Origin of the sequence: Streptococcus agalactiae, assembly GCF_949788565.1 — a bacterium.
GTDB lineage: Bacteria > Bacillota > Bacilli > Lactobacillales > Streptococcaceae > Streptococcus > Streptococcus agalactiae.
This window is the reverse complement of sequence record NZ_OX460931.1, coordinates 1,212,357-1,232,182: the sequence shown is the minus strand read 5'-3', so window position 1 is coordinate 1,232,182 and position 19,826 is coordinate 1,212,357. Positions and strand designations below refer to the sequence as shown.

The 19,826-nt window shown below is 40.7% G+C and carries 9 protein-coding genes; 7 read left to right on the top strand and 2 right to left on the bottom strand.

The genetic code is table 11. The features are described 5' to 3' along the window. Positions 1–46: 46 nt before the first annotated feature. From QOR44_RS06335 to QOR44_RS06325, 3 genes are read left to right on the top strand one after another with little or no spacing between them, the layout of a single operon-like run. The gene (locus QOR44_RS06335; protein ID WP_105105267.1) at positions 47–400 is read left to right on the top strand and encodes a PrgI family protein; all 354 of its coding nucleotides are present in this window, start codon (positions 47–49) and stop codon (positions 398–400) included. Then, positions 357–2,708, top strand: coding sequence for a VirB4-like conjugal transfer ATPase, CD1110 family (locus QOR44_RS06330; RefSeq protein WP_161940620.1), 2,352 nt, complete (start codon positions 357–359; stop codon positions 2,706–2,708). Before QOR44_RS06335 ends, QOR44_RS06330 begins: the two co-directional genes overlap by 44 nt. A 1-nt stretch (position 2,709) precedes the next feature. Continuing rightward, on the top strand, positions 2,710–5,511 hold the full coding sequence (locus QOR44_RS06325) for a phage tail tip lysozyme (protein WP_105105265.1): 2,802 nt from the start codon (positions 2,710–2,712) through the stop codon (positions 5,509–5,511). 62 nt (positions 5,512–5,573) lie between these two features. Here QOR44_RS06325 and QOR44_RS06320 read toward each other — a convergent pair whose 3' ends face one another. Together QOR44_RS06320 and QOR44_RS06315 are read right to left on the bottom strand one after the other, a co-directional pair. Beyond that, a complete protein-coding gene (locus tag QOR44_RS06320) occupies positions 5,574–6,419 on the bottom strand; it encodes a nucleotidyl transferase AbiEii/AbiGii toxin family protein (protein ID WP_017648293.1) in 846 nt (281 codons plus the stop codon). Continuing rightward, positions 6,416–7,006, bottom strand: a complete 591-nt coding sequence (locus QOR44_RS06315) for a type IV toxin-antitoxin system AbiEi family antitoxin domain-containing protein (RefSeq protein WP_017648292.1) — start codon at positions 7,004–7,006, stop codon at positions 6,416–6,418. Before QOR44_RS06315 ends, QOR44_RS06320 begins: the two co-directional genes overlap by 4 nt. Before the next feature lie 280 nt (positions 7,007–7,286). Here QOR44_RS06315 and QOR44_RS06310 point away from each other — a divergent pair, with 280 nt between their 5' ends. From QOR44_RS06310 to QOR44_RS06295, 4 genes are read left to right on the top strand one after another with little or no spacing between them, the layout of a single operon-like run. Further along, on the top strand, positions 7,287–12,182 hold the full coding sequence (locus QOR44_RS06310) for an SspB-related isopeptide-forming adhesin (protein WP_069987820.1): 4,896 nt from the start codon (positions 7,287–7,289) through the stop codon (positions 12,180–12,182). Next, the gene (locus tag QOR44_RS06305) at positions 12,183–12,374 is read left to right on the top strand and encodes a calcium-binding protein (RefSeq protein WP_001068448.1); all 192 of its coding nucleotides are present in this window, start codon (positions 12,183–12,185) and stop codon (positions 12,372–12,374) included. Then, positions 12,358–12,909: a hypothetical protein gene (locus QOR44_RS06300; protein ID WP_017648290.1), complete on the top strand. Its 552-nt coding sequence runs from the start codon at positions 12,358–12,360 to the stop codon at positions 12,907–12,909. The genes QOR44_RS06305 and QOR44_RS06300 overlap by 17 nt, the downstream gene beginning before the upstream one ends. 49 nt (positions 12,910–12,958) lie before the next feature. Next, a complete protein-coding gene (locus tag QOR44_RS06295) occupies positions 12,959–19,780 on the top strand; it encodes a helicase-like domain-containing protein (protein WP_138083623.1) in 6,822 nt (2,273 codons plus the stop codon). Positions 19,781–19,826 lie beyond the last annotated feature (46 nt).

Below are 19,826 nucleotides of genomic sequence, written 5' to 3'. Positions count from 1 at the left end.
TATCTCGCCTCCTCTTTTTATAGCTTACTTAGATTGGAGAACATTTATGAACACACGTGTCTTTAAGGACATCTCAAAGGTTCAACACAGGGCATGGCTGGGATTTACAACTAGACAGGTTATTTTTGTATTTCCAGCCGTAGCCCTAACCATTTTGGTATTGGGCTTGAACCTATTTTACTGGCAATTTGGGGATTGGTTTGTTTATGGTTTTATTTTTAGCTTTACCATTCCACTCATGTTATTTGGGGTCTATCGCCCTAATGATTTACCATTTGAAATCTACCTCAAGTACCGTTTTCATTATGAACTAACGGTGCCAGACCGCACATTTACTGGAAGAAAAGGAGACCAACGTGAAAAAATTAAAACACTCAATGAAACCAAAGACCTCTTCTAATGACAAAAAGCAAAAGACGAAAACACAGAAACAGGAGATCAGACCTTCTACCGTAAATACGTTAGCCTATCAAGGGCTTTTTCAGAATGGCCTTATGCAGGTCAGTCCAAGTTATTTCTCACAAACCTATCTTTTAGGAGATGTTAATTATCAAACAGTTGGCTTAGATGATAAGGGAGCTATCGTGGAGAAATATTCCGATTTAATCAATTCACTGGATGATCAGACCAATTTCCAACTGACTATTTTCAATCAAAAAGTTAATTTGGAAAAATTCCGTAAGAGTATTCTCTATCCCTTGCAGGAAGATGGGTTTGATGCTTATCGTGATGAATTGAATCGCATGATGGATGCCAACTTAGAGGCGGGTGAGAACAACTTTTCAGCCGTCAAGTTTCTTTCATTTGGCAAGAGCGACCAAACACCAAAAGTAGCTTTTCGTTCTCTGTCACAGATTGGGGAATATTTCAAGAGTGGCTTTTCAGAGATTGATGTATCTCTTGGTTTACTCGGTGGAGAGGAGCGAGTGAATGTCCTTGCGGATATGTTGCGTGGTGAAAATCATTCACCGTTCTCTTACAAGGATTTGACCCTCTCAGGTCAATCCACCAAACACTTTATTGCCCCAACCTACCTTTCCTTTAAACATAAGAATCATATTGAATTGGACGATCGATTATTACAGATTGTCTATGTTCGTGATTACGGTATGGAACTAGGGGATAAATTTATTCGTGACCTCATGCAGTCAGATTTGGAAGTGATGATGAGCCTACATGCTAAAGGCTCTACCAAGTCTGAAACCATGACCAAGCTACGAACCAAGAAGACCTTGATGGAATCGCAAAAGATTGGGGAACAACAAAAGATGGCTCGGACTGGAATCTATTTGGAGAAGGTCGGCCATGTTCTTGAGAACAACATCAATGAAGCAGAAGCTCTTCTTCAAACCATGACCCAGACAGGAGATAAACTGTTTGACACCGTATTTCTAATTGGCGTGCTGGCGGATACTGAAGATCAACTCAAACAATCTCTTGATATTATCAAGCAAGTGGCAGGGTCTAATGATATGATTATTGATAATTTGACCTATATGCAAGAAGCTGCTTTTAATAGTCTCTTGCCATTTGGGAAGAACTATCTCGAAGGTGTTTCTCGGTCTCTATTGACTTCAAACATTGCCGTGAATGCCCCTTGGACTTCCGTAGATATTCAGGACAAGGGTGGGAAATTTTATGGCATCAATCAAATCTCAAGTAATATCATCAGTATTGACCGTGGCAAGTTAAATACTCCGTCAGGTTTGATTTTAGGGACTTCTGGAGCTGGCAAAGGGATGGCGACAAAACACGAAATCATCTCAACTAAGCTCAAGGAAGCAGATAGTGATACTGAAATTATTATTGTTGACCCAGAAAATGAGTATAGTATTATCGGTCAAGCCTTTGGCGGGGAGAGTATTGATATTGCCCCAGATTCCACTACCTTCTTAAATGTCTTAGATCTATCAGATGAGAATATGGATGAGGATCCAGTTAAGGTCAAGTCCGAATTTCTCTTGTCTTGGATTGGAAAGCTCTTGGACCGCAAAATGGATGGTCGTGAGAAGTCCTTGATTGACCGTGTGACACGACTCACCTATAAGCATTTTGTCACACCATCCTTGGTCGAATGGGTCTTTGTCTTAGCTCGACAACCTGAACAGGAAGCTAAGGACTTGGCACTGGATATGGAACTCTATGTGGAAGGGTCGCTGGACATATTTTCACATCGAACCAATATTAAAACAGACAGTCATTTCCTGATTTACAATGTCAAAAAGTTAGGCGATGAATTAAAACAGATTGCCCTCATGGTTATCTTTGACCAGATATGGAATCGGGTGGTCAAAAACCAAAAACTAGGGAAGAAGACCTGGATTTACTTTGATGAAATGCAGCTTCTCTTATTAGACAAGTATGCCTCTGATTTCTTCTTCAAACTTTGGAGTCGTGTCCGTAAGTATGGTGCGATACCGACAGGCATTACTCAGAATGTAGAAACGCTTCTTTTGGATGCCAATGGCAGACGCATTATTGCCAATAGCGAGTTCATGATTCTTTTGAAACAGGCTAAGAGCGATCGAGAAGAATTGGTGCATATGCTTGGGCTTTCTAAAGAGCTGGAGAAGTACTTAGTTAATCCTGAAAAAGGGGCAGGCTTAATTAAGGCCGGTTCCACCGTTGTCCCATTCAAGAATAAGATTCCACAACACACCAAGCTCTTTGACATCATGAGTACGGACCCTGAAAAAATGAGGACATGAGATGAAAGAGGATAAAAAGCTAGTCAAACAGGCTAGGCAAAACTTTCGAAGTAACTTAAAATCAGCCCGTATGCATTATCGGAAAGAAGTTAGGTCCTTAAAGCAGACTGTTCCTAAAAAAGGACGATTTCGAAAACAAGCCCAAAATTCTCTGTTTCAGGAAAAGAAAACAGAGTTAAAAGGAAATCTACTCAGTAACCAAAAGGAAGCAGAAGAGAAGTTCCTAAAAGAAATTACCTATGTGTCTCCTAGACTGTTGAAGGTAAAGGAAATCAAGAACTATCGACTTCCTCAAGCTCAAGAGCGTTTGCGGACGGCAAGAAAACATCTGTCAGAAGTGAAACTAAGTGAGAAACAACAGGCAGTTGAGTCCAAGTTTCCTTTCCAAAAAGAAAATCCTTCCCTGAAGTCTCGCTTTCAGTTTCACCAAGAAAAATCATTTGATCGGCTAAGTGCAGAAAAAGACGTAAGTTCTGCCAAGCGTGAGGTTAAGCAACTCAAGAAAGTCCAAAAGACTAAGAAAAACTCTACCAAATTCAAAGTTGGATTAGGCTTAGCTGCATCCGAATCGTTTGACTTGGTATCACAGGAGGATGATTTAGATGGTCTAAGAACCATGAAAGATACTAGCCTGAAAGCCAGACGCTATGGCAGGTTTACTTATCAAGCAGGTAAAGTGGCTGTGAAAAGTGGTCAGACTGGTGTGCGGATTACCAAAACAAAATTTTCTCATGGAAAGGAACGATTCCAGAACTTCAAAAAGGGAAAAGGATTCACACGCCAGAAACCTCTTAAACCAAGAAGACGCTACCAAACCTTTTTAAAGCATGTGAGAAAACAAAGTGTCGCAGGTATCAAAGGAATCGTCCAAGCCATTAAGGGAAGTGTGACTTTCTTTTCTGTCCTTGCGGGAAATCCTTTGACTTGGATTGTCTCAGGCATTCTCTTGATACTCCTTTTGATGATGAGCTTTTTCATGAGTGTTTCAGGTAGTAGTGTCATTCAACAAGATGAGATGGAGTTGACCAAGGCCTATACCCACATGACGTGGGAAGATGCGGAACATACGAGAACCAACGAAAAAGGGATTGCCTACTACACCAAGATTGATGAGATTATGGTTTACATGAATCATCAATACCAAGACTACAAGCTTGACGATTTCATGGAAACAGGTGGTGTGACCTACAAAGCGTTTCTCAGTCAAGTGTGGACAGACTTAAATGGTGGAGATTCTATTAAATCCATGTCTGACTTATATAAAGAACCTACTTACAAGCTGTCTGATGAGGACCAGGAAGAGTTAAAGGAGTTGACAGAAGGAGGCAACTATCTAGCCCTTCAAGAATTGGACAATCCCTTTCAGGGACAGACCGATGAGGATAGCTTAAGCATGACCTACCGATATGGGTATGAGGTCATTGATGAGAAACCAACGCTTCATCACCATATCATCTTAGAAGCGAAAGAAGGTCAAGTCATTGTAGCTCCGATGGATGGCAAGGTATCTCTTGATGGAGAGAACGTTGTTTTGACATCTGGTAAGGGAGTGAATAAGACTAAACTAACCTTGTTTGGCATTCATTCAGGCCGAGTGAGTGAAAATCAACATGTCTTGGCAGGAGATATTATTGGTCAGACCAAAGACGGAACGGGTCTAAAAGTCACCTATCAAAAAGTTGATGATGACACGGATAAGTTGGTCTATGTCAATCCAGCTTTCTACTTTCCAAAAGTGATTCAGGTTCAGACCACCATTCTTCCAACTATCGGTCAGTTTGGCGGTGATGAGTTTGAGAGAGCCAAGGCAATTTATGACTATCTTAAAAGCAAAGGTGCGACCAATCAAGCTATCGCAGCTATTTTAGGAAATTGGTCGGTAGAATCTTCCATTAATCCAAAAAGAGCTGAAGGCGACTATTTATCTCCGCCAGTTGGTGCGACTGATAGTTCGTGGGATGATGAGGGCTGGCTCTCAATCAATGGTCCAACTATATACAATGGACGTTACCCAAATATACTTAAACGTGGTTTAGGCTTAGGCCAATGGACAGATACCGCGGATGGGTCACGCAGACATACTTTATTGTTGGAATATGCCAAAGGAAAACATCAAAAGTGGTATGACTTGGGGTTACAACTGGATTTCATGTTGCATGGGGATAGTCCTTATTACACCAACTGGTTAAAGGACTTTTTCAAAAATTCAGGAAGTCCAGCTAGTCTTGCCCAACTCTTTCTCATTTACTGGGAAGGAAATAGTGGAGATAAGCTACTTGAACGTCAAACACGAGCAAGTGAGTGGTATTACCAAATTGAAAAAGGCTTTAGTCAACCTAACGGTGGGACAGCACAAAGTGATCGAAAAGCACTTGAAGCTGTACGAGGAGACCTTTTTGAAAACTCTGTTCCAGGAGGTGGTGACGGTATGGGGTATGCCTACGGCCAATGTACTTGGGGAGTTGCAGCCCGTATCAACCAACTGGGTCTAAAACTCAAAGGTAAAAACGGTGAGAAGATTCCAATTATCAGTACCATGGGCAATGGCCAAGATTGGGTACGAACAGCCGCAAGTCTAGGTGGAGAGACAGGGACAAGTCCGCAAGCAGGAGCTATTCTTTCCTTTGCGGGAGGAGGACATGGTACACCAACAGAATACGGACATGTGGCTTTCGTCGAAAAAGTTTACCCAGATGGCTCATTCCTTATCTCCGAAACCAACTACAATGGCAATCCCAACTACACCTTCCGTAAATTATCTGGAGTGGATAGTAGTTTGAGTTTTGCTTATACGACGAAATAAAAAAAGGATATGCTAACAAAATGAATAAATGTTAGCATATCTTTTGTGTTTTTTTGTCACGATTAATCAGAATTTATAGAAATGAGAACTGTTATGAGACGAATCATCTCATCAAGAACATCTGCAAGTGAAATGCCTTTTGTATAGCTATATTTTTTTGAATAATTTTGCCATTGTTTATTCTGAATAGGGTCAGATTTGAACCTCTCGAGTAGTTCAATAATCTTTACAAAATCGAGTTCTGTTTCGCGATATGAAAATGTTCTCTGACAGGCATTTCTCAACTGAATGAAGTCAATGTCTTCTTTCTTCAGTTTTGAAAGAATATAAACATCGTAAAAATCTTTGCTTCTACTGTTCAAGAAGTTACGTGAATAGATGGTTTGAAGTTTTTCAGCTAGAATTGTTTCAATTGTATAAGCAATGATTGGAAAATTGTCTTCATCAAAAATAGCTTTATAGTCGTATGTAATCGGCTGAGGAGTTACAACATCACCTGTCGCAATATCCAAATGGATAACTTGTTTAATATTCTCAAGTTGGCACGAAATTGTTGCTCGATAGCCACCATAGTCATCACTTTCTTTAATAGCTGTGACTGATTGAATCACAAAAGATATACCTTCTTCGGAATCTGCTAAAATTTCCTTGAGTTGCTGCTTCACAGTATCTTCTGAAAGTGTCATTTGATGGAACAAAAAATCAATATCAACTGTGCTACGAGATTCAACTCCAATAACATTTGACAGTAGGAATCCTCCTTTGAAGATATAGTGATTTGAGTAGGTACTCTGACTTAATTTTTTCAAAATCACTTCTAAAAAGTAATAGGTCATCACGGAATTAAAGGTTAATCCAGTATTCTTTGATATTTTATGACAGAGTGCTGTTAGCTTAGCTTTATTCATACTAGGACCTCCAGAGTTTGTTTGACCTTGTCCAAGGTGTTCATTTTTGTCGCATATTCATAGAGTTTTGTAAGATTTTTTTTAGGATAGTTTCCGTAATGTTGAAGTGTTTTGACAAAAAGCTCAGTATCTATTTTTTCTCGATGAATCACAAAATCACAGATAATACGTTCAAAATCATACACTCTTACCTCGTTTCCCATAGGGGTTTTTACAAGTGTAATTCCTAGTTCGCTATATTCCTTAGAAACGGAATGAATGTTCAGATTCGCTGGAGGAGTATTAAAACGGTAGCCTCTAGGAATGGTTACGTCAAAATATTGAGGAATTTCATCTGTAAATTGTTGGAGGTAAAGCGCTGAGATATATGAGAAAACAGCCTTGGGATATCGGTACTGAAAGAAGTAGTATTCGTCGTAGTCTCCATTCTGGGTTAGGAAAATTCCTTTTTCGACGCGGTATAGAATTCCTTCTTTTTCTAGTCTTGTCAAATATATTGTTGGAATATTTAGAGCTTTACAATCTTTATAGGTGATAATGCCATTGTGGTTTTCTATAAATTCAAGTAGAATCTCTTTTTTTGACATGCTTACTCCTTCCTATGTTGCTTTTACACTACAATTTTATAACATTTGTGGTGTAAAAGCAACATTTTCTTTTCCATGATCTGATTGTGATAACAAAATCAAGCCTTCTTTTTTATGATGGTATTGAACTTGGGCTACGAGCTGTACAAAAAAGAGATTTTCTCCTAGAACAGAAAGTTCTTCGTCAAAACTCCTATTTTTATCGTGCTCGCTTAACGCCCTCGTATCTAATAAAGAGTGACAGTTTGTTGCTAAAGAAAAAAGAAAAGAAGGACACTTTATGACCAAAACATGTAATCATCACTTTCTTGTCAATCAAGAAAAAGGCGAGAAACACGTCTTTCGCAAGAGTAAAAAATATCGCACTCTATGTTCCGTTGCCCTTGGAACCATGGTGACGGCTGTTGTTGCTTGGGGAGGAACGGTTGCACATGCTGATGAAGTCACATCATCAGTTGACACCACCATTCAACGAACGGAGAATCCAGCTACGGATTTACCAGAAGCACAACCAAACCATGTTTCTGAACAAACTGAAAGTTTAGGGTCAACTGGACAATCTAACGGAGCGATTGCTGTTACCGTACCACATGATACGGTAACACAAGCAGTTGAAGAAGCAAAGGCTGAAGGTGTTTCTACGGTTGAAGATAGTCCAATGGACTTAGGAAATACAACTTCTGCGGCAGAAACCAACCAACAAATTTCAAAAGCTGAAGCAGATGCCCAAAACCAAGTTGTGGCTATCAATGAAGTTACTGAAACCTACAAAGCTGACAAAGCGACATACGAATCGAATAAAGCCCGCATTGAACAAGAAAACAAGGAGCTGTCACAGGCCTACGAGGGGGCCAACCAAACTGGGAAAGAGACAATTGCTTGGGTTGATACCAAAGTCAATGACCTAAAATCCCAGTATGCAGATGTTGATGTGACAGTAATTGAACAAGTAGTTTCATCAGGAAATGGGACATCTGTACTTGACTATACAAACTATGGCAAGGCTGTTGAAACCATTCAATCAACTAACGAACAAGCTGTAGCAGATTATCTAACAAAGAAAACAAAGGCAGATGATATTGTTGCGAAAAATCAGGCCATTCAAAAAGAAAACGAAGCTGGACTTGCTAAGGCAAAGGCAGATAATGAAGCCATTGAAAGGCGTAATCAGGCTGGTCAAGCAGCTGTTGATGCTGAAAACCGTGCAGGTCAAGCCGCAGTAGATCAAGCTAATCAGGAGAAACAACAATTCGTTTCAGATCGGGCAGCCGAGATTGAAGCTATTACAAAACGTAATAAAGAAAAAGAAGCCGCAGCCAGAAAAGAGAATGAAGCGATTGATGCCTATAATACCAAAGAATTGGAACGCTATCAACGTGACTTAGCCGAGATTTCAAAAGGTGAAGAAGGTTATATTTCTGAAGCCCTTGCTCAAGCCCTCAATCTCAATAACGGTGAACCCCAAGCACAACATGGTGCCATTACCCGAAATCCTGATCAGATTATTTCAACTGGCGATGCTATGCTGGGTGGCTACTCAAGAATTTTGGATTCAACAGGATTCTTTGTCTATGACAGCTTCAAAACAGGTGAGACCCTTAGTTTTAACTATCAAAATCTTCAAAATGCACGATTTGATGGTAAAAAGATTAGTCGAGTGACTTACGATATTACCAACCTTGTATCACCAGCTGGAACCGATGTCGTGAAATTAGTTGTGCCAAATGATCCAACCGAGGGCTTTATTGCCTATCGAAATGACGGAAACGGTGATTGGCGAACAGACAAGATGGAGTTTCGTGTAGTTGCCAAGTATTTCTTGGAAGACGGTTCACAAGTTACCTTCTCCAAAGAAAAGCCAGGTGTCTTCACGCATTCTTCCCTCAATCATAATGACATTGGTCTAGAATATGTCAAAGATACTTCTGGGAAATTTGTGCCGATTAATGGTTCTACCGTTCAAGTGACTAATGAAGGTCTGGCCCGTTCGTTGGGTTCAAACCGTGCAAGTGATTTGAATTTACCTGAGGAATGGGATACCACATCAAGTCGTTATGCTTATAAAGGAGCTATTGTCTCAACGGTTACATCAGGCAATACCTATACAGTCACCTTTGGCCAAGGCGATATGCCACAGAATGTTGGCTTGTCATACTGGTTCGCCTTAAATACCCTACCAGTTGCACGTACAGTAACACCGTATAGTCCCAAACCTCATGTAACGGTGGAGCTTGAACCCATTCCAGAACCTATTACGGTAACACCAGATGTCTTTACTCCTAAAACATTTACACCAGAAAAGCCTGTGACCTTCACGCCAAAGCCTTTGGATGAAGTAGTGCAGCCTAGTCTGTCCTTGACCAAGGTAACCTTACCTGTCAAACCTATCCCAAAAGAACTTCCAACGCCACCACAAGTACCGACAGTCCATTATCATGCATACCGTTTGACCACAACTCCAGAGATTATGAAAGAAGTGGTCAATAGTGACCAAGCTAATCTTCATGAGAAAACTGTCGCAAAAGATTCAACGGTGATTTATCCCTTAACAGTTGATGCCTTATCGCCCAATCGTGCCCAAACGACTAGTCTCATTTTTGAGGACTACTTGCCTGCTGGTTACCTATTTGATAAGGAAACAACACAAAAAGAGAATGGAAACTATGTCCTTAGCTTTGATGAGACTAAGAATTTTGTGACCTTAACCGCAAAGGAAAACTTGTTGCAGGAGGTAAATAAAGATTTAACCAAGGTTTATCAACTGAACGCTCCAAAACTCTATGGTTCTGTTCAAAATGATGGGGCCACCTATTCCAATAGTTACAAACTCCTTTTGAACAAGGGCACAACCAATACTTACACAGTCACTTCAAATGTTGTAACGGTTCGTACACCAGGTGATGGGGAGACAACTACACTCATTACACCAGATAAAAACAATGAAAATGCGGATGGTGTCCTCATTAATGACACGGTCGTAGCCCTTGGCACAACCAACCACTACCGATTGATTTGGGATTTGGACCAGTATAAGGGAGATCGTTCTGCTAAAGAGACAATTGCACGAGGCTTCTTCTTTGTGGACGATTACCCAGAGGAAGTGCTAGATGTGGTGGAAAATGGCACGGCTGTTACTACCCTTGACGGTCAGAAGGTATCAGGAATAACGGTTAAAAACTATGCTTCCCTAAATGAAGCTCCTAAAGACCTTCAAGATAAATTAGCTCGTGCTAAGATTTCACCGACAGGTGCCTTTCAAGTCTTTTTGCCGGATGACAACCAAGCCTTTTATGACCAGTATGTTCAAACAGGAACTTCTTTAACTCTTTTGACCAAAATGACGGTGAAAGATAGTCTCAACGGTCAGACAAAGACCTATACAAACAAGGCCTACCAAGTGGATTTCGGCAATGGCTATGAAACCAAGGAAGTGACTAACACGCTTGTTTCTCCAGAACCCAAGAAACAAAATCTAAACAAGGATAAAGTGGATATCAATGGGAAGCCCATGCTAGTGGGAAGTCAAAATCACTATACTCTTTCATGGGACTTGGACCAATACCGAGGGATTAAAGCAGACAACTCTCAGATTGCACAAGGTTTTTACTTTGTGGATGATTATCCAGAAGAAGCTTTATTGCCGGATGAAGCAGCTATTCAGTTTGTCACATCTGGTGGCAAAACAGTTTCAGGAATCACGGTGAAGTCTTATTCTCAATTATCAGAAGCTCCTAAAACGCTACAAGCAGCCCTTTCGAAACAAAAAATTCAGCCTAAAGGAGCTTTTCAAGTTTTTATGCCTGAGGACCCACAAGCCTTTTTTGAATCTTATGTGACCAAGGGGGAGAATATTACCATTGTCACTCCGATGACGGTTTTGGAAACCATGCTTAATTCAGGGAAGTCTTATGAAAACGTGGCTTATCAGGTGGACTTTGGGCAAGCCTATGAAACCAACACGGTGACCAATTTTGTCCCTAAAGTAACTCCACACAAGTCTAATACCAATCAAGAAGGCATTTCAATTGATGGAAAGACTGTTCTTCCGAATACGGTCAATTATTACAAAATTGTATTGGATTACAGTCAATACAAGGATGTGGTCGTGACGGATGATGTTCTTGCCAAGGGATTCTACATGGTAGATGATTACCCAGAAGAAGCTCTTACCCTAGATCCTGATGGCATTCAAGTTTTGGATAAGGATGGCAATCGTGTATCTGGTATCTCTGTCAGCACCTACGCTAGTTTGTCAGAAGCTCCGAAAGTCGTCCAAGATGCCATGGCTAAACGTCAGTTTGCACCTAAAGGAGCCATTCAAGTTCTTAGTAGCGATGATCCAAAAGCCTTTTATGAGACCTATGTGAAGACTGGTCAAACCTTAGTTGTCACGCTTCCGATGACGGTAAAAAATGAGTTGACCAAAACAGGTGGTCAGTATGAAAATACAGCCTATCAGATTGATTTTGGCTTGGCCTATGTCACGGAAACAGTGGTTAATAATGTTCCCAAACTAGACCCACAAAAAGATGTGGTGATTGACTTGTCTTATAAAGATGAGAGCCTTGACGGGAAAGAAGTGGCCTTGCATCAAACCTTTAACTATCGCTTGGTTGGAGCATTGATTCCAAGCAATCGTGCGACTGATTTATTTGAATATGGTTTTGAAGATAACTATGATGAAAAGCATGATGAGTACAATGGTGTTTACCGCAGCTATCTGATGACGGATGTCACCCTCAAAGACGGTTCTGTCTTAAAAGAGGGAACAGAAGTCACGAAATATACCTTGCAACAAGTGGATACAGAAAATGGCCTAGTGTCAATTTCATTTGATAAATCCTTCTTAGAGACTATCTCTGATGATTCAGCCTTTCAGGCAGATGTTTACCTGCAGATGAAACGGATTGCGACAGGTCAGGTGGAGAATACCTATCTCCATACAGTGAATGGCTATGTCATCAGTTCAAATATAGTTGTAACACATACACCTAAACCTGAAGAACCAAGTCCAAATCATCCCACACCACCTCAACCACCGATTGAGTCTCTTGAACCACCTGTTCCAGCAAGCATTTTGCCAAATACAGGGGAACAGGAATCCCTTTTGGGCTTGATTGGAGCTGGTATTCTACTTGGTACGGCTTATGGACTGAAGAAAAAGGAGGAGAAGTAGATGAATCCAAAAACTATTTATGAAAAGGATTCAGACCAAGATGGTTTGACAGATGCTCAGGAACTGGCTTTGGGAACCAATCCGCAGTCTGTTGACACAGATGGTGATGGTCAAGCTGATTTAGAGGAGCTACAATCTGGACATTCACCACTAGTCCCACAAAAGGAGTTGTGTGATGGCTTGGAACTTTGACACCATGAAAGAGGCTTTGTCTGAAATGGAGAAGGTCGATTACCAAGAGTTTATCAAGGCCTTTCTCTCTTTGGAATTAAGTATTTCTGATAGAACAATCCTCAATCAGGTTTATCAAGATTATATGGATGAAGATGACCTATCCTTGATTAGTGATGAGCTACGAGTTAAAGTTGATAGTTATCAGGATGAAGTACAGGCAGATATGACTGACATTCTAGAAAAGTTGTACCGAACAGGGGAAGGCTCTAGTTTTATTATGGATCTGATGTCTTCAAATAGTCTTTCAGACACCTTGGAACAGTATGAGGTTTTGGATAGTGACGATTATTCACCACTTAGCCTTGAAACCTTACAGGACATGATTCAACAGGACTTGGCTATTTCCAGCCAGGATTATTTTGGAGATTTGGTTCACCTTGCCTTGCAAAAAGATTTACTAGACCAGAAAAGTCATTTCTTACAACACTATGTGGCAACTGTAATTGAAGGTATTCCACAAGAAAGAGACCAACGAGCCTTGGTCCTAGATTAACGCAAAGGGCTGAGAAAAACTCTCAGCCCTTTTAAAATGGGAGGGAAAAATGAATCAAGAAGTCTTACTACAAATGATGAGAGCCACCATTCCTCGTGATAGAGCCCTGCTTGAGGCATTTTTATATTACCAAGCAGAGCATTTTGATGAGGAGTGGGATAGTCTCGTTTATCAGTTTATGACCAATAGGCAGGAATTCAAAAGACATGTTCAGGTACTTCACTTTGAGACAGATGTTTCAGCTTTTGTTCAGGCTAGTCCTTATGATACCGCTCATGATCTATTGACCTATACACAAGTATTCGGCCAAACTGGTCTCCAAAAACTAGACAAACTATCGCCGTCTGAAAAAAACTTGGTGATAGAAGTGGCCTTGTTCAATCTGGCCACTCGTTTTCAACTTTTAGACTCAAATGGACACTACCAAACTATTTCACCAGATTCTCTATTACAAAAGAGTAGGGGAGCTAATTTGGTCAATGTGTATCGTGTGGCTAATAATTTAGCGGATCGGATCAGCCGAGATATTGAACAGTTTCTCTTGACCTACGAACCTGAGCTTGAAACAAGAGTTGATGAAACAGTTCTAGAAAATGAAGAAACTGTTGATGAGCACAAAGTGAGTAGTAATCAAGCAATATCTTTTAGAGAAGAGGGCTCTTTGATTATTGCTAGTTTGGATGTAGATTTGTCTCAACTGAATGTTCAAACAGGAAAAACCAGTCATCTGCCAGCTTATGAAGAGTTATCTTTACGACGTAAATTTGAGATTCTAACATATTTTGACCAAATTCGTAATGAAGGTTCCAAAGTCCCAAGTTTTAAACGAGGTGATTTTGACACTGAAATGGAAATGACACCAATCTTTGAGGGTGAGGAGTTACTTACCTATCTAGAAGCTGATGGCAGTCCCTATGAGCTGAAACGAACGCTGACTACAGTCGAAGAAAAGGAATTAGAAAAAATTGGACAAGCTATTAGGATAGAAAATCAAAAAAAATTGACTCAGCTAGGGATTGATTTATCTCAGTTTGACCCAGACCGAGTCGGTATTTTATTGGATGCGGCAGGTCGTTTTCGTTTAAAAAATGCGGACCTTGCTTTATTAGGTGGTTATCCCAAAGCCTCGGTAACTCAACTAGCCCTTGCGACAGAACTACTCCAAATGGGACTAAGTCATGAAATGGTTGAATTTTTCTTTGGTAGTCAGCTTTCCATTGAAGAGTTGCGACAAGTTGCCTACGCCTTTTTACACCAAGAACTCAGCAGAGAAGATGCGGAACAATTTGAAAAAGATAAGGGCAACCAGCCAGATTTAACCCTCAGAGATTGGAAGAGCAAGCTAGAGAAAGTTGAGGGAAAAGAAGTAGTTGATGAAGAATTTGCGGAAAATCCACTAGTCCAGAGAGTATTGGACACTTATCCTCTGGGGTCATTGGTTTCCTATAAGGGACAGGACTTTGAGGTCATGTCGGTCAGCGATGCTCGATTGAACGGTTTGATTCGGATTGAGTTAGTCAATGATTTTTCGGATATCATTGAACAAAATCCAGTTCTTTATGTGAGGACCTGGGAAGAAGTCAGTCAGGCACTTCATCAGCCAAAGGCAGAACCACAAACAGAGTTAGAAGAAGCGGACCAAGAACTAAATCTTTTTTCATTTCTGGAAGAGGAGCCAGTTCAGAGTATTGGACTATTGGAACCAAGTAGTGTAGAGGAACCTAACAATGATGTTGTTGACCAACCAAACAACCAAGGTCCTATTGAGAAGTTAGGGGAAACAATTCCAGAGATTCCAGTAACGGACTTTTATTTTCCAGAAGATTTGACGGACTTTTATCCTAAGACTGCTAGAGATAAGGTTGAGACAAACATCGCGGCCATTCGTTTGGTAAAAAATTTGGAAGTGGAGTACCGCAATGCTTTACCAAGTGAACAAGAACTCCTTGCCAAGTATGTAGGCTGGGGTGGACTAGCCAATGAATTTTTTGATGACTATAATCCAAAATTTTCTAATGAACGAGAAGAACTGAAAAGCCTAGTCACAGATAAAGAGTATTCGGATATGAAACAGTCCTCTCTGACAGCCTATTACACAGACCCAGCCCTGATCCGTCAGATGTGGGATAAGTTGGAAAGAGATGGTTTTACAGGTGGCAAAATCCTAGATCCTTCCATGGGAACAGGGAATTTTTTTGCGGCTATGCCCAAACACTTAAGAGAAAAGAGTGAGTTATATGGTGTGGAATTAGATACTATTACAGGAGCTATTGCCAAACACCTTCATCCCAATAGTCATATTGAAATTAAGGGTTTTGAGACGGTGGCTTTTAACGACAATAGTTTTGATTTGGTGATTTCAAATGTGCCCTTTGCCAATATACGAATTGCGGATAATAGGTACGATAAGCCTTATATGATTCATGATTACTTTGTCAAAAAATCTCTTGATTTGGTACATGATGGTGGACAAGTAGCGATTATCTCTTCCACAGGAACTATGGATAAGCGAACAGAAAATATCCTCCAAGATATTCGTGAGACAACTGAATTTCTTGGTGGGGTTCGACTGCCTGATTCTGCCTTTAAGGCCATTGCAGGAACGAGTGTCACAACGGATATGTTATTCTTCCAGAAACACTTAGACAAGGGATATGTGGCAGACGACTTAGCCTTTTCAGGTTCTATTCGCTATGAGAAGGATAGTCGCATTTGGCTCAATCCTTACTTTGATGGAGAATACAATAGCCAAGTGCTAGGAACCTACGAGGTCAGAAATTTTAACGGCGGAACACTTTCTGTTAAGGGGACTAGTGATGACTTGATTGAAAGTGTTGAAGCAGCTCTACATCAAGTAAAAGCCCCAAGAGAGATTCATAGAAATGAAGTCATCATTAACCCAGATGTGTTGATTAAACAAGTCATTGATACCTCCATTCCAGTTGAAATGAGGGAGAATCTGGGTCAGTACAGTTTTGGTTACCAGGGTGCTACGGTCTACTATCGAGATAATAAAGGCATTCGAGTCGGAACCAAGACGGAAGAAATCAGTTACTATGTCGATGAAGAGGGCAACTTCAAAGTATGGGACACCAAACATTCTCAAAAGCAGATTGATCGCTTTAATGCCTTAGAAGTGACTGATAACACTGCTCTAGATGTCTATGTGACCGATGATACAGCCAAACGTGGTCAGTTTAAGGGTTATTATAAAAAGACAGTTTTCTATGAAGCTCCTTTGTCTGATAAAGAAGTGGCACGAATCAAAGGAATGGTCGATATTCGCAATGCTTACCAAGAGGTCATTGCCATTCAACGCCATTATGACTACGATAAGGGGACCTTTAACCATTTGTTAGGCAAACTCAATCGTACCTATGATAGCTTTGTCAAACGCTATGGGTATTTGAATAGTGCTGTGAACCGCAATCTTTTTGATAGTGATGATAAGTATTCGCTTATTGCTAGTTTGGAAGATGAAAGTCTGGATCCAAGTGGAAAGTCTGTTATCTATACTAAATCCCTTGCCTTTGAGAAGGCTCTAGTGCGTCCTGAAAAAGAGGTTAAAAAGGTGCATACTGCCCTTGATGCCTTAAATTCGAGCTTGGCTGACGGACGAGGTGTTGATTTCTATTATATGATGTCTATCTATCAGGTTGAATCGCAGATGACCTTGATTGAGGAGTTAGGTGACCTCATTATGCCTGATCCTGAGAAGTATTTGAATGGAGAATTGACCTATGTTTCTCGCCAAGACTTTCTGTCAGGGGATGTCGTTAGCAAGTTAGAAGTGGTAGATCTATTCGTCAAACAAGACAATCAGGACTTTAACTGGCCGCATTATGCAGGACTTCTAGAAACAGTCAAACCAGAACGCATTACTTTAGCAGACATTGATTATCGAATCGGTTCACGCTGGATTCCTTTGTCTATTTACGGAAAATTTGCCCAAGAAACCTTTATGGGGAAAGCATATGAACTGTCAGACCAAGAAGTAGCGACAGTCCTAGAAGTCAGTCCCATTGACGGGGTTATCACTTACCAATCTAAGTTTGCCTACACCTATTCCAACGCAACGGATAGGAGTTTAGGTGTCCCTGCTTCACGCTATGATAGTGGTCGAAAAATCTTTGAAAATCTCCTGAATTCCAATCAACCAACCATCACAAAACAAGTTGTCGAAGGGGATAAGAAAAAGAATGTGACAGATGTGGAGAAAACAACGGTCCTACGTGCCAAGGAAACACACCTACAAGAACTCTTTCAAGGTTTTGTAGCAAAGTATCCAGAAGTCCAACAAATGATTGAAGACACCTATAATAGGCTCTACAATCGTACAGTATCAAAGTCCTATGATGGTAGTCATTTAACCATTGATGGACTTGCCCAGAATATCTCGTTACGTCCTCACCAAAAGAATGCCATTCAACGAATTGTCGAGGAAAAACGTGCTCTACTAGCCCACGAGGTAGGGTCTGGAAAAACTTTGACCATGCTTGGAGCTGGTTTCAAGTTGAAAGAATTAGGGATGGTGCATAAACCTCTCTATGTGGTTCCTTCTAGTTTGACTGCTCAGTTTGGTCAAGAAATCATGAAATTTTTCCCAACCAAGAAAGTCTATGTGACCACTAAGAAAGACTTTGCCAAAGCCAAACGTAAGCAGTTTGTGTCTCGGATTATTACAGGGGACTATGATGCCATTGTCATTGGGGATTCACAATTTGAGAAGATACCGATGAGTCGTGAAAAACAGGTCGCCTATATCAATGACAAACTCGAGCAACTCAGAGAAATCAAGCTAGGAAGTGACAGTGATTATACGGTGAAAGAAGCGGAACGTTCGATTAAGGGATTGGAGCACCAGTTGGAAGAACTCCAAAAACTAGAGCGAGATACCTTTATCGAATTTGAAAACCTTGGCATTGATTTTCTTTTTGTGGATGAGGCTCATCACTTCAAGAATATCCGTCCAATCACTGGACTTGGAAATGTCTCTGGAATCACCAATACAACTTCTAAAAAGAACGTGGATATGGAGATGAAGGTGAGACAGGTTCAGGCAGAGCATGGAGATAGAAATGTCGTTTTTGCGACAGGAACACCAGTTTCTAACTCTATTAGTGAACTTTTCACCATGATGAATTACATTCAACCCGATGTCTTGGAACGATACCTGGTATCCAATTTTGATTCGTGGGTTGGGGCTTTTGGGAATATCGAAAACTCCATGGAACTAGCCCCGACAGGTGATAAGTACCAACCTAAGAAACGGTTTAAGAAATTTGTCAACCTTCCTGAACTCATGCGAATCTACAAGGAAACTGGCGATATTCAGACCTCAGACATGCTTGATTTACCAGTACCAGAAGCTAAGATTATTGCGGTGGAAAGCGAGTTAACGCAAGCTCAGAAATACTATTTGGAAGAGCTGGTAAAGCGTTCAGACGCTATCAAGTCAGGTAGTGTTGATCCAAGTAGAGATAACATGCTTAAGATAACAGGTGAAGCCAGAAAACTAGCTATTGATATGCGGTTGATTGACCCTGCTTACTCCTTATCGGATAATCAGAAAATCCTTCAAGTAGTGGATAATGTCGAACGAATCTACCGTGATGGAGCTGAAGACAAATCCACTCAGATGATTTTTTCTGATATTGGAACTCCTAAAAGTAAGGAAGAAGGCTTTGATGTTTACAATGAACTGAAAGCTTTGTTGGTCGATCGAGGGATTCTAAAAGAAGAAATTGCCTTTGTCCATGATGCCAATACTGATGAGAAGAAAAACTCACTGTCTAGAAAGGTCAATAGCGGAGAAGTACGGATTCTCATGGCTTCTACGGAAAAAGGTGGAACGGGTCTAAACGTGCAATCACGCATGAAAGCTGTCCACCACTTAGATGTTCCCTGGCGACCCTCTGATATTATCCAGCGAAATGGACGACTGATTCGACAAGGAAACATGCACCAGGAAGTAGATATTTATCACTATATTACTAAAGGGAGCTTCGACAATTACCTCTGGCAGACACAGGAGAATAAGCTCAAATACATTACGCAGATTATGACCTCAAAAGATCCTGTGAGATCAGCAGAAGACATTGATGAACAAACCATGACCGCCTCAGACTTTAAGGCATTGGCAACTGGAAACCCCTATCTCAAACTCAAAATGGAATTGGAAAATGAACTGACAGTGTTAGAGAATCAAAAACGAGCCTTCAATCGCTCCAAAGACGAGTATCGCCATACCATTTCCTATTGCGAGAAGCACCTCCCTATCATGGAAAAACGGTTAAGTCAATATGATAAAGATATTGCTCGATCTTTGGCAACAAAGTCGCAAGATTTTGTCATGCGATTTGACAATCAAGTGATGGATAATCGTGCCGAAGCTGGGGACTATCTGCGAAAACTCATTACCTATAACCGCTCAGAGACCAAGGAAGTCAGAACACTTGCCAACCTTAGAGGATTTGATTTAAAAATGACTACACGAGGTCCTAGTGAGCCCTTACCAGAAACCATTTCTTTAATGATTGTTGGTGACAACCACTATACTGTTACCTTAGATTTGAAATCAGACGTGGGAACCATTCAACGAATTAGTAATGCCATTGACCATATTTTGGATGACCAAGAAAAGACAGAAGGGCTGGTAAAGGATTTAAAAGATAAGCTACAAGTAGCCAAAGTTGAAGTTGAGAAAATTTTTCCCAAGGAAGAGGACTATCAGCTTGTAAAGGCTAAGTATGATGTTTTGGCTCCCTTGGTTGAAAAAGAAGCAGAAATTGAGGAAATAGATGCCGCTTTGGCCAAGTTTAGTGAAGATACAACACCCCAAAAGAAGCAACAAATAGCACTCGAGATATAAGAAAAAAGGCTGACAAATATTTTTGAACGCGGTAAAATGAAGTCAA

Excerpts from the sequence above, each read along its gene's own strand:
- QOR44_RS06335 (WP_105105267.1), top strand. The coding sequence starts at position 47 with ATGAACACACGTGTCTTTAAGGACATCTCAAAGGTTCAACACAGGGCA.
- QOR44_RS06325 (WP_105105265.1), top strand. The coding sequence starts at position 2,710 with ATGAAAGAGGATAAAAAGCTAGTCAAACAGGCTAGGCAAAACTTTCGA.
- QOR44_RS06320 (WP_017648293.1), bottom strand. The coding sequence starts at position 6,419 with ATGAATAAAGCTAAGCTAACAGCACTCTGTCATAAAATATCAAAGAAT.
- QOR44_RS06315 (WP_017648292.1), bottom strand. The coding sequence starts at position 7,006 with ATGTCAAAAAAAGAGATTCTACTTGAATTTATAGAAAACCACAATGGC.
- QOR44_RS06310 (WP_069987820.1), top strand. The coding sequence starts at position 7,287 with ATGACCAAAACATGTAATCATCACTTTCTTGTCAATCAAGAAAAAGGC.
- QOR44_RS06305 (WP_001068448.1), top strand. The coding sequence starts at position 12,183 with ATGAATCCAAAAACTATTTATGAAAAGGATTCAGACCAAGATGGTTTG.
- QOR44_RS06300 (WP_017648290.1), top strand. The coding sequence starts at position 12,358 with ATGGCTTGGAACTTTGACACCATGAAAGAGGCTTTGTCTGAAATGGAG.
- QOR44_RS06295 (WP_138083623.1), top strand. The coding sequence starts at position 12,959 with ATGAATCAAGAAGTCTTACTACAAATGATGAGAGCCACCATTCCTCGT.